Here is an 11,961-nt window from a genome sequence, read left to right as displayed (position 1 = left end):
TCCCCCTGGTCAGGCGGTCGCGCAGACGACCTCGACGAAGTGGCCCACCTGTTCCTCCGGCAGACGGCGGGCGAGGTCCGCCTCGCTGATCATGCCCACGAGACGGTGGTTCTCGATGACCGGGAGGCGCCGGATCCTGTGCTGCTCCATGAGTTGGAGGACCCGCTCGCTGTCGGTGTCCGCGTCGATCGTGATCGGCTTGCCCTGCTCGAGCTGGCCCGCGGTCATGGTCCGCGGGTCCTTGCCCTTGGCGAGGCACTTCAGCACGATGTCACGGTCGGTGACGATCCCGTGGAGGCGGTCGTCCTCCCCGCATATCGGCAGGGCGCCGACGTTCAGTTCCTTCATCTTGCGCGCCGCGTCCAGAAGCGTCTGGCTTTCCTGGATGCAGGTGGCTCCGGTGTGCATGATGTCCCGCGCAGTGGTCATGGCCTGTGCCTTTCCGATGTGGGCCTGCGCCCCGTCAGTGCCGCCGAGCCGCCCCGCGGGCGCCGTTGACCGGCAGCCGGGCCGCCGCGCTCACGGACGCCGACGTGCGGTGCCCGTGGCAGGGGATCGCGCAGCACGTGAGTGCCTGGGGCCGTGGTGGTCTCCCGCGCCTTCGACGGGGTGGACGAGGTGGTTGACGACGCCGCCGACGACGACGCTTCCGGACGGACGTCGTCCTGGTCGCGCCGCACGCGCACCGCGGCCGTCGTCATGAACTCTCCGGCTCTCCGGTCAGCATGTCCCCACTTCCCTTCGCGGCCGCCGACGGGTACGGAAGGCCATCGGCACGGATTCACGCCCGGTGTCCGCGCGGTGCACCCCGTGCACGAAGAGGCGTCATCCCGGGCGCGAAAGCCGGCTTGCCGGAAACGGCGGGGGTTGCGGGCCGGCCCGGTGAGTCCACTGTGGCCTCAGGGGCACGGTGACGGCTCTTCTTCTCCCCGCCCGGAGTTCCATCCTAGGACGCACGGCGGAGGTCGGCAGCCGACGGCGCACGCCGCCACGAGACCCTGCTCCCGCGACCAGGTGCGGCGCGGCTGACGCACCGTGTCCCGACGGGGAGCCCGCGCCCGCCGCGGCGTTGAGAATCGGACCGTGGTGTGGGCGGCCGGGACCATGTGGCCGGTGAACCAGTCACGGGCCAGGTCGGTCACCTGCTCCAGGGTTCCGGGCTCCTCGAAGAGATGGGTGGCCCCGGGAACGACGGCGAGTTCGTTCTCGCAGCGCAGCCTGGCCTGTGCGTCGCGGTTGAGACCGAGTACGAGTGCGTCGTCGCCGCCGACGATGAGCAGCGTGGGCGCCGTGACGGCCGGCAGCCGCGGTCCCGCGAGATCGGGCCTCCCGCCACGGGAGACGACGGCGGCGATCCGCGCGTCGGGCTCGGCGGCGGCCCAGAGCGCGGCGGCGGCGCCGGTGCTGGCACCGAAGTATCCGACGGTCAGCCCTCGCGCCTCGGGCTGCTCGCGCAGCCAGCCGGTGGCGTCCGCGAGCCGCCGGGCGAGGAGACCCGTGTCGAAGACATTGGCCCGGTCCGTCTCCTCCTCCTCGGTGAGCAGGTCGAACAGCAGGGTGCCCAGCCCGGCCCGGTTCAGGCCGGACGCGACGAACCGGTTGCGCGGGCTGTGCCGGCTGCTGCCGCTGCCGTGCGCGAACACCACGACCCCCGGCGCGCCCTCAGGCACGGTCAGCTGTCCCCGCAGCACCAGCGGGCCCGTGCGCACCTCCGCCTCACGGCCCTCGGGCGCGGCCGCCGCGGGCCGGGCGCCCGCGGAGCGGGCGAGCGCCTCCTCCAGGCAGGCGACGACCTCGTCGTCCCCGGTCTGCGAGAAGTCGTCGTAGAACTGCCCGATCGCGTAGAAGTTCCACGGGGTGTGCGGGCACACCAGCTCGTCGGCGTCCGCGCCCAGGCGCGCGGTCCAGTCATCGGGGGCCACTGGAACCGCCAGCACGACCCGCTCCGCCCCGCGGGCACGGGCGGTCTGACAGGCCGCACGCGCCGTCGAACCGGTGGCGACGCCGTCGTCGACGACCAGCACCGTTCGACCGGTCAAGGCCGCCGGCTCCCGTCTGCCCCGGTAGCGCCGCGCACGGCTCTCGAGCAGCTCACGCTCACGTGCCTCGACCACGGCCAGCTCGTACGGGGTGACACGCGCGGCCCGCACCACCTCGTCGTTGATGACACGGGCGCCGCCTTCACCGATGGCCCCCATGCCCAGCTCCGGCTGGGAGGGCACACCCAGTTTGCGTACCAGGCAGACGTCCAGCGGCGCGCCCAACGTCTTCGCCACCTCCGCGGCAACCGGGACCCCTCCTCGGGGCAGTCCCAGCACCATGACGTCGGGACCTTTGAATTGCGTCAGCAGGGAAGCCAGCTGTCGGCCGGCGTCCCGACGATCGTGGAAGAACACGACTCGGCCTCCTCGCCTGGAGAACAGGGCCTCCGACACGTGTGCACGCAGCCCACACCCTCCATCCTCGCCCCGGCGTAGAGCGCACGCGCGGCGCTGCGGGAGGTGCGCCCCGCTCGCCGTGGGCCCGGGGTCGTGCCCTCCCGCCTCCGGTCGGGTTCGGGCGCTGGCGGCCGCCCGAGTCCGGCACTGCGGCTCCTGCTGCCTGCCGCCCCACTTCCTGCCGCCGTCCTTCCGTGGGTCCGTTCAGGACGACTCGGGCGGACGGCGTGCGCGGAAGGGCCTTTCGGCCGCCTTCTGCGGACTGGTCGGCCGGGTTCGTCGCCTCCGGCGGGGCACCGGCGTCCTGCCGCGCCGTCCCCGTGCCCGGCCGGCGGGACCTCATGTGTGCTGCCCGGCGTACGAGGGCCGCACGGTGAGCGTGCCGTCGGGCGTCCCGTCCACACGGGTGCCGAACTCCCGGCTGTGCCGGTCGACGACGGCGCGCAGCCACTCGGTGTCCTCGGCCGAGGCGTGTTCCAGCCGCATCCTGCGCGCCCTCAGGGGCACCATCCGCGTCTCGAGCAGCCGGCCGGTGGCCGCCAACGACACCAGATACAGCACCCGCAGGTCGTCCCGGTAGCGCTCGTACCCGCGGATGCCTTCGTAGTCGTCGACGAGGTCACCGCAGCCGTAGAGGATGAGCCCGTCCCGGTACACCTCCAGCGGGCGCGGGTGATGCGAGGAGTGTCCGTGCACGACGTCCACGCCCTCGTCGAGGAGCGTATGGGCGAAGCGGACCTCGGAACGAGAGACGGCGTAACCCCAGTTGGGCCCCCAGTGGATCGAGGCGACCACGATGTCCCCGGGCCGCCTGACCTGCCGCAGACGGCCGGTGAACGCCGCCGCCGCGGCCGCCGAAGGCTCCGCGACGACGTCGACACCGGCCCGCTGCCCGGTGGCCGCCCAGTCCGTCGGGATCCCACTGGACGGCATCCCGAAGGAGAAGACCAGCACGCGTGCGTCCGCCCCCAGGGGCACGATGGCCGGCCGTCTCGCCCGCACCTCGTCCCGGCCGGCCCCCGCGGTTCGCAGCCCCGCCTCCGCCAGGGAGTCGAGCGTCTCGTGGAGCCCGCGCGGGCCGAAGTCCAGCACATGGTTGTTGGCCAGCGCGCAGACGTCCGGGCGGGCCGCGGCCAGGCACGGCAGGTTGGCCGGGCTCATCCGGTAATGGACGTGCTTGCCGGGCGCGAAGTCCCCGTCACCGGTGACGGCGGTCTCCAGATTGACCAGGCGAATGTCGGGTGCGACGGCGTCCAGGACGGTCAGTGCCTCGCCCCAGGGCCAGCGGAAGTCGACCGGCCGTGGGATCGGGCCGTTCGCCGCCTCTGCCAGGTCCACGTAGGCCCGGGCGTCGCGAAGGTGTTCCTCTCGCAGCTCCGGGTCGGCGGGGTGGGAGAGAATCTGATCGACGCCCCGGCCGAGCATCACGTCCCCGCCGAGGAACAGCGTGACCACGCCCTCGTGCACCCTCTCAAGGTAGACGCCCTCGTGCACCCTCCCAAGTCAGAGCCGTCAGGGGCGGCGCGCGAAGGCGGGTGCGGCGGGTACGTCAGGTGCTCGCACGGCGTGGTACGCGGAGGCAGCGCGGCCTGCCGAACGGCTTCGCTGGGCCGCGCGCGGTGGCGGCCGCCCCTGGTTCCGGCACCCGAGGACCGGACGACGAGCCCCCTGTCCGGTCCGTGGAGGTCGGCCCACCTGCCGCAGTCCTCCAGCGAGCGGCCCGCCGCCGCCTCGGCAGGCCTGCCGGGGAGACGGGGGACGCAGGCATGGCAGAGCCTTCGCACCGAGGTCAGGCTGCGATGCGAAGGCTCCGAGGGCAGAACAGTCCCCGGTAGTGCTGCACGTGTCCTGGGGCTTCAGTCGTCACTGTCGCCCCGGTATCGCGCCGGCTTGCCGGGGGCCTGAACCACATCCCGTCCGAGTGCGCTCCGCCGGTTGGACGTCCTGGCCGGCTTTGCGGCTCTTCCGGTTTGTGGGCTGTTAACCATCATGCTTCCCAAAATGCACAAGTCAATAGATTTAGGGCATAAGTATGTGAAAACCTCGCATGGGCGGACTGACCGGGCAGAACATCGCTTCCCTCCTCCGCCCGACCGCCGTGCGGAACCCTCCGCATACCGAGTCGTGTCCCCTCACCCTCTGGCCGCGCCGTCTTCGGTCACTCCCCCCACGGAGATCACCCATGGCTGTCCCGCGACAGGACGCGCGAACGGGCGGCCGACGGTGGCCGTCGACACCCCGTCCGGGCGGGGCGGACCGTCCGGCCGCTGCGCTGCCGGATCACTCTCGACCGGGCCGGGGGTTCGCGCTGTCGTCGGCTGGACCGACCGGTCCCATGAAGGTCCGTTCGGCCCTGTCGGCGTGCCGTCCCTGTGCGCACGATGTCGGCAGGACTCGATCCCGCCGGGCGGACAGCCCCGGATCGGGCCCGAAGGAGTACAGCAGCGGAGGTGGTCGCGGTGGCCACGGCTCCCCGGCGCCGGTCTCGCGGTCCGTCGAAGACGAGGCCGGACGGGCGTTCGGGCCCCAGCGCGGACCCGCGGGGCGCGCGGGAACCGGCTGCCTCCGCACTCGGGTAGAACGAGAAAGGCTGAAGACGCCATGGTCCAGACATCGTGGACGACAGAAGGTGTGTTCACCGGGCAGGGGGGCGTCCGTACCGACGAGGCCGGGATCGTCAGCGGGGAGATGACCGTGCACACCGCGTGGAAGGGCGGGCAGGCCGATGTGAAGATCCAGTACAGCGGCACCTCCCAGTGGTTCACCCTCAGCGGCAGTCCGGTGCCGTGCACTTCTCAGCAGGACAGCCGGACCCTGCACCAGGAGGTGGTGGAGGCCGTACGAACCGGCGGTGGCACCGCTCTCCGTAGGCACAGCCCTGTCTGAGCGGTGACGGTGGATCAGGCGCGGAACAGGTGGCGGCCGATCGCGGGAGCATGCCCGCACTCGGCCGCAGGTCCCGTGAGGACGCCCGGACCGGTTCGTGGCGGACGGGCGATCGCAGGCGCGGTGCCGGCCGGGCACCGGCCGGTCCGGCCCGTGGTCACTCACACGCCCCTCAGCGGTCCCCCTCGTCGCCCTCCTGGCCGGCACGGCCGGCCGTGCTGTCTGCGGCCGGCTCCCCGTGGTGTCGGCGGAAGAGCGGCAGCCGGTCGGCCTCCCACGGGCGTACGGCGGTCAGCGCACGCTGGACCGCGCACTCCAGCGCACCGCTCGTGTCGACCGGCACGGCGTCGGGCCACGGGGCTTCCCTCGCGGCCATGGCGCGGGCGATGCCGGGACCGGCGTCGGACGCGCCGGGTGCGCGCGTGCTCAGCCGGGCCGCCGCCATTCCGTCCGGAACGCGGCAGTGCAGGGCCACCAGATCGGCGCTCGCACGCTCGGCCACCCGCATGGCCGCTTCCCGCTGCCCGGCCTCGGACCAGGTGGCGTCCAGCACGACGGTCTCGCCCAGGGACAGCAGGACGGCCGCGCGTTCGAGCAGGGCGGCATAGGTTCTGGCCGTCCACTCGGGCGTGTACAGCCCCTGGCCGTAGCCGGCCGCCGCGGACTGCTCGGCGGGGAGGCCGGCCAGCTCCTTGCGGATGCGGTCACTGCTCAGCAAGGTGACACCCAGCCGGTCGGCCAGTGCTCCGGAGAGGGTGGACTTCCCGCTGCCCGGGAGCCCGCCGACGAGGCAGAGACTGACGCCCGCCGAGCGCAGGTGGCTCAGTGCCATGGCGGCCAGCCGCCGCGCGGCCGCTTCCGAACCGGGCGCTCCCTGACCGGCCTGGATCATCGAGACCTTGGCCCGGACGAAGGCACGGTAGGCAACGTAGTGGTGCCACAGGGACGGGGGCGCCGGGTCGGCGGAGTACCGGCAGTACTGAGCGAGGAAGTACGCCGCGGCCTGCGGGGCGCCGAGCCGTTCGAGGTCCATCGCGAGGAAGGCGGCGTCGTCCAGGCCGTCGACATGGCGGAGTCGGTCGTCGAACTCCAGGCAGTCAAGGACACGAGGTCCGTCGTCGAGGCAGAAGATGTCCTCGGCGAGCATGTCTCCGTGGCCGTCGACCACCCGCCCCTGCTCGATGCGGGTGTCGAACAGCCGCCTTCGTCCGGCGAGAAACCGGCGCACCAGCCGTTCGGTGTCGCACTCGGGCCCGGACCCGTCGGCGGCCAGTGCGCGGACCTGGGCGAAGCTCGCCTCCCACCGTGCCGACAGCGCGTCCCGCGTGCCCTGCGCGTCCACGTCGGGGCCGCGCGGCGCGGCCGCGTGCCACATGGCCAGGTGCCGGGCCACGGTGCGGAGAACGCCGTCCACGACGGCTCCTTCCCGGACCAGGTGGGAGAGGCGCCGGTCCTCGGGCATGCGGCGCATCACCACGAGCGGTTCGGGGATCTCCGTGCCGGGACCGCGGAACTCGCCCAGCCCCAGGTAGACGTCGGGGGCGAACCGGCTGTTGAGGGAGACCTCACGCTCGCAGGCCGTCCGGCGGGCGGTGACCGTGGTGTAGTCCAGAAATCCGAGATCGACCGGCTTCTTGACCTTGTAGGCCCGGTCGCCGACGAAGAACAGCGTCGCCGTGTGGGTCTCGCACACCCCGGCGCGCGCCGGTCCCCCGCCGTGCGGGGGTGCGGGGCGAACGGCGGTCGCCTCCGGCTGCCGCACCGACCACTGCGGTGTCCTGCCGCTGCCGGGCTCAGTCATGAGGAACGACGGCGACGGGGCAGCGTCCGTGATGGATGGCGGCCTGCGCCACGGGCCCCAGGTGGGGTGCGGGTCCGTGATGATGCCGGCGTCGGCCCACCACCAGCACCGAGGCTCCCTCGGCGACCGCCACGACCGCCTTGGCGGGACTCTCCAGCCGGACGCTCTCGGTCACCTCCACCCGCGGGTATTTCTCCCGCCACGGGCGCAGCGCGGCGTGCAACTCCCCGTGGGCCTCGCGCGTCATCCGCTCGCCGATCTCCTGGTCCACACCCCAGGGCAGCCGTGCGTGGAGCGGCACGCTGCGGCCGTGGACGGCCAGGAGAGGAACGCCCCTGGCCGCGGCCGTGTGGAGGGCGAAGTCCAGCAGCTCGTCCGGGGAACCGTTCAGTTTCAGGCCCACGACGACACGGCCCGGGACGGCTCGGGGCGCTTCCTCCTGCGGTGGCTCGGCACGGACCAGTACCACCGGGTGCTCGGCCCGGGCGACGACAGGCATGCTGATGTCTCCCAGGAAGTAGCTCTGCACCGACTCCAGACCGCGTGAGCCGAGTACCGTGATCTCCGACTCCGACGCCGCCCTCAGCAAGGCGTTCTGGGCATCGTCGGCGACCAGGCTCCCGACGACGGTCAGCGCCGGGTGGCGTGCTTGGAGCTCCGTCTGCGCGGAGTGGACAAGACGCTTCGCCCAGTAGTTCTGGTCGAATTCCGCGGGAACGTGGGCCGGTTCCGGTGCCAGCATCGGCCACGCGTGCAGCAGGCGCAGGGTGAGCTTGCGGTTCTCCGCCTCGTCGGCGGCCCAGCGGGCGGCGGCGAGGCTCTCGGCTGAGCCGTCGAGTCCCACGGTGACGACTGGGTCCATGGCGGCGGCCTCCGTTCCGTAGGGAGCTGCAGACAGTTGCGAACGGGTCTGGTCCGATCGAGCGGACGGTCCGGACGTCGCCCGGGTGCCGAGTACGGTTCTCCCTTCGAGGATCCCCCCGAGCTCCCCCCTGCCGCACGCGGAGTGCGGACGCAGGGCCTGTGGTCCGGAGCGGAAGAAGGCACGGCTGCCTCCATGCCGGCCCCGGTGCAGCGGGGGCAGGGCCCCCGCATGGGGCGGTGCGGGCCTTCCGGGCGTGTCGTCACGTCTCGCCACGTGCCGTGGGCGAAGAGCGGCCGGTGGCGGTCCTGCGGCGCACGGGGACGGACCGGGCCGCCGGTCTCACGGTGCGCGACCGGCCCGTGCCGGCCGGAAAAGCCGTTCGCCGTACCGGGCTGACGCGGCTGACCGTGCGGGTGCGCTGTCTCGTCCGCACCACGAGGACCTCGCCGGGCGCCGGGCAGGCCGCCCTGAACCGGGCCCGCGGGTGGTGCGCGCCCGCGGCGAGAGGTCCGCCGCCGGACGCCCGGCGGCACCAGGCGTCCGGCGGGCCGCCTCGGACACCGTCGTTGTCCGGTGGCGGATCCGGTTCGGGGGTGTGGAAGCTGCTCTCCGCCGTCCGTCTTCCCGGCGGCACGGCGCACTCGCCGGCGGTCCGCCGGGGTCAGGACGGGCAGCGGGAGCCGGCGGCCACCAGGCCGCTCTCCCCCACCCGCCGAGGTCCGCTGCGTGAGCGCACGCCGGACTGCGGCCCCGCGGCCACAGCGTGCGACCACGACCTGTTCGGCCGGTGGAGCCCGCGCGCCTCAGGGAGGTGGAGGCGCGCGGGCGGCTCGGTGTCCGCACCGGCCCGCTCAGTCGGTCCGGTGGGTCTCGTCACCGGCGGTGCGGTAGGACAGGCCGTGGCCTGCCGGGAAGAGCGGGTCACCCGTGTCGTTCGGCACGTCTTCCCGCGATGCCTCCACCGAGCGCATCGAGGAGGGCATCTCCGCCGGCAGGCGCCCGCCGGGTGAGGCGTCGCCGAACAGCAGCCCCAGCAGGGCCTCGTCCGTGATCCCGAACTCGGCCACCGTCGCGGCCGCGGCGGCGGTGATCTCGGGGATGACCGCGGGCCGGTCGAGATGGACGACCACCACGGACGGCACTTCGTGCAGTTCGCCGGCCAGACGTGCGCTGCGCTCGGCAGGAAGGTCCAACCGGCCCTGGTGGAAGGCGCTTTCGTAGTCGATTCCGGTGTGCCGTTCCTCGTACGGCGCCTGGAGCCTGATCAACGCCACCTCCGCATCGGCCCGTTCGGCCACGACTTCGCCGTAGGGGGCCGCGGCGGCAGGATCGACGCCGGTCAGGTGAAGCCGGGTTCCGCGGGCGAGCGGAAGCACCGGCCGGGCGGGGGCGCCGTTCGTCAGCAGGACGGCAGCCCGCTGCTGGGCCCGGACGCCCGCGGCGGCGAAATCCGCTCGTCCGACGGTGCGTTCGGCCTCGTCCGGATCGACGTAGGGATGGTCGAACAGGCCGAGCCGGAACTTCTGGCGCAGGATGCGCCGTGCGGAGACGTCGAGGCGCTTTTCCTCCACCCGGCCGGACTCGACCAGTTCGACGACGAGTTCCGGGCAGAACTCGCCGCCCAGTTGGTCCACGCCCGCGGCGAGGATCTGGTGTACGCGGTCGATGCGGCTCAGTTCCTCCGCACCCCAGCAGCGGGCCGGCCAGCGGGTTCCGCCCACCCGGACGTCGGTCACGAGGCCCCAGTCCGAGCAGACCACCCCGTCGTAGCCGTACCGCTCGCGCAGCCAGCCGGTCACGACGTCGCGGTTGAACCCGAAACCCACCTGAGCCACGCCGAGTCCGACCGGGACGGCGTAGTACGGCATCACCGCTGCGGTCCCGGCGGCGAAGGCCGCCTCGAAGGGCAGCAGATGCTGCTCGGAGTTGCCTCCCGGGTAGACCTGTTCACGGCCGTACGGGAAGTGCGCGTCCTCGCCGCGCAGTTGGGGGCCGGCTCCCGGGAAGTGCTTGGTCATGCAGGCCACACTGTCGGGACCGAGCCGCTCGCCCTGCATGCCGCGGACGTACGCGGCGACGAGTTCGGCGGCGCGTTCGGCGTCGGCGCCGAAGGTGCCCACGCCACGGGACCAGCGCGGCTCGGTGGCGAGGTCGGCCTGCGGATGCAGGGCCATCCTGATGCCGACGGCGAGGTACTCCCGGCGTACGACATCGGCGAACTCCGCCACCAGGGCCGGGTCCGCGCAAGCCGCCAGGCCGAGCGGCTCGGGCCAGCGGGAGAACGTGGTCGTCGTGATGGCGGTGGCCGGGTTGTCGGTGAAGCCGTGGACCGGGTCGCTGGACAGCGTCACCGGGATGCCGAGCCGTGTCTCGGCCGCCAGCCCTTGCAGCCGGTTGTGCCATTCCGCGTAGGCACGGGGGGCCATGCGCGGAGCGGCGTTGAAGTGGTTGATGTGCTTGGCGGTCACCAGGGTCGACGTGGACAGGACGTCGCGCGGGATGTCGTCGCAGTCGGGGGACGGCTCGTGCAGACCCGACGTCGTGGACCGCACCATGGTGTGGAACATCAGCCCGGCCTTCTCCGCGAGGGTCATCCGGGCCAGCAGGTCCTCCACCCGCCGGTCGACGCTCTCGCGCGGGTCCTCGTAGACCTCCGGGCTACCGGTGCCGGCCAGGTCTCGGAAGACTATGCCGTCCCGGCGGGCCAGGTGCGGGTCGAGGTCCTCTCGTGCCGTGGTCATGCGGCACCTTCGGCCAGGACGGGGGCGGCGGGCAGGGCGTTGGCGTGAGCCACTCGTCCGAGCCAGTGGGCGCTGGGCTTGACGGTGCGGGCGAAGGTGGTGCGGTCCACCGCGATCAGTCCGAAGGTGGGCGTGTACCGGCCCCATTCGTAGTTGTCCAGGGCGCTCCAGTGCAGGTAGCCATGGACGGTGACGCCGTCGGCGATGGCCCGGTGAAGGTGGCCGAGGGCCTCGGCCGTGTAGTCGATCCGTCGGTTGTCGTCGGAGGTTGCTATGCCGTTCTCGGTGACGATGACCGGCACGTGGTCGGTGACCTCCCAGGCGTTGCGCACGCCGATGGCCAACGCCTCGGGGAAGTACTCCCACCCGGTCAGCGTCTTCTCCACGCCCTCGCGCGGCGGCAGCGCGCCCTCCCGTCCGACGAACGTACGGGTGTAGGCCTGCACGCCGACGAAGTCGTCGCCGCGGGAGGCCTCGAGGAAGAACTCCTCCAGCGGATAGCTGTAGACGCGAGCCTGTTCCTCGCACCCGGGTTCGGCGTGGATGGCCTGGGTGGCGACCGACCAGCCGGACCTGACGCCCTCCGCCGAGAGGACCTCGCGGGAGAGACGGTGGGCGCGCACGAGTTCCTCGGACACCTGTCGGCTCGGGCGGGCCAGGCCGTGCGCGACCAGGTTGGCGCCGCCCTCCTCCGCTCCGGCTCCGCAGGCGATGATGTTCGGCTCGTTGATGGTGCACACCCAGGGCACTCCCTCACGCACCACGGGCAGCACCGTCTCGGTGAACCGGGCGAACAACTCGGCCGCCTTCGGGGCCCGCCACCATCCGTCTGCGTGCATCCAACGGGGCACCGTGAAGTGGTTGAGGGTGACCATCGGCGTCAGGCCCGCCTCGTGGCAGGCGTCGACCATCCGGCGGTAGTGATCGACCTCGGCGCGCGAGACGACGCCCGGTTCGGGTTCGATGCGGCTCCATTCCAGGCTGAAGCGGTAGGTGTCCAGTCCGGTGCCGGCCAGCAGGGCGATGTCCTCACGGTAGCGGTGGTAGCTGTCGCAGGCGTCTCCGCTGGGTTCGGGGACGGTGGTGCCGGCTGCGTACTCGCGCTGCCAGTAGTCGCTGTTGACGTTGTTGCCCTCCGTCTGGTGGCCCGCGGTGGCGGCCCCCCAGAAGAAACCGGGCGGGAAGGCGAGTGACTCGGGACGATGCATCGTCGGGCGTCCTGTTCGGTCG

Annotated in this window: 8 protein-coding genes; 1 reads left to right on the top strand and 7 read right to left on the bottom strand. The window is 72.7% G+C overall.

The features are described from left to right. Window positions 1-9 precede the first annotated feature (9 nt). From ACFXI4_RS19945 to ACFXI4_RS19935, 3 genes are all read right to left on the bottom strand, one after another. Window positions 10-429 carry a CBS domain-containing protein gene (locus ACFXI4_RS19945; RefSeq protein ID WP_362732271.1) on the bottom strand — a complete coding sequence of 140 codons (420 nt, stop codon included), beginning with the start codon at window positions 427-429 and terminating at the stop codon, window positions 10-12. A 470-nt stretch (window positions 430-899) separates the two neighbouring features. Continuing rightward, complete coding sequence (locus tag ACFXI4_RS19940) at window positions 900-2,396, bottom strand: phosphoribosyltransferase family protein (protein WP_384992504.1); 1,497 nt, start codon at window positions 2,394-2,396, stop codon at window positions 900-902. A 381-nt stretch (window positions 2,397-2,777) separates the two neighbouring features. Beyond that, on the bottom strand, window positions 2,778-3,905 hold the full coding sequence (locus tag ACFXI4_RS19935) for a CapA family protein (protein ID WP_384992501.1): 1,128 nt from the start codon (window positions 3,903-3,905) through the stop codon (window positions 2,778-2,780). 1,134 nt (window positions 3,906-5,039) lie between these two features. Between ACFXI4_RS19935 and ACFXI4_RS19930 the strand changes: the two genes are divergently transcribed. Further along, complete coding sequence (locus ACFXI4_RS19930) at window positions 5,040-5,324, top strand: hypothetical protein (RefSeq protein WP_384992499.1); 285 nt, start codon at window positions 5,040-5,042, stop codon at window positions 5,322-5,324. Between the two features lie 172 nt (window positions 5,325-5,496). On the opposite strand, the gene ACFXI4_RS19925 is transcribed toward ACFXI4_RS19930, so the two are convergent. The 4 genes from ACFXI4_RS19925 to ACFXI4_RS19910 all read right to left on the bottom strand — a co-directional run bounded on the left by ACFXI4_RS19925 (window position 5,497) and on the right by ACFXI4_RS19910 (window position 11,939). Then, entirely contained in the window at window positions 5,497-7,017 is a 1,521-nt protein-coding gene (locus tag ACFXI4_RS19925; RefSeq protein WP_384992855.1) for an AAA family ATPase, read from the bottom strand. 100 nt (window positions 7,018-7,117) lie between these two features. Next, window positions 7,118-7,987 (bottom strand): universal stress protein, encoded by an 870-nt coding sequence (locus tag ACFXI4_RS19920; protein WP_384992496.1) that lies wholly within the window; start codon window positions 7,985-7,987, stop codon window positions 7,118-7,120. 854 nt (window positions 7,988-8,841) lie between these two features. Further along, window positions 8,842-10,731 carry a glycoside hydrolase family 3 N-terminal domain-containing protein gene (locus ACFXI4_RS19915; protein ID WP_384992494.1) on the bottom strand — a complete coding sequence of 630 codons (1,890 nt, stop codon included), beginning with the start codon at window positions 10,729-10,731 and terminating at the stop codon, window positions 8,842-8,844. Next, window positions 10,728-11,939, bottom strand: coding sequence for a glycoside hydrolase family 1 protein (locus tag ACFXI4_RS19910; RefSeq protein WP_384992491.1), 1,212 nt, complete (start codon window positions 11,937-11,939; stop codon window positions 10,728-10,730). Before ACFXI4_RS19910 ends, ACFXI4_RS19915 begins: the two co-directional genes overlap by 4 nt. Window positions 11,940-11,961 lie beyond the last annotated feature (22 nt).

The organism is Streptomyces sp. NPDC059224, assembly GCF_042754285.1.
Lineage (GTDB): Bacteria > Actinomycetota > Actinomycetes > Streptomycetales > Streptomycetaceae > Streptomyces.
Note: the sequence above shows the minus strand (reverse complement) of the source record. Positions and strands in the feature narration are given on the sequence as shown.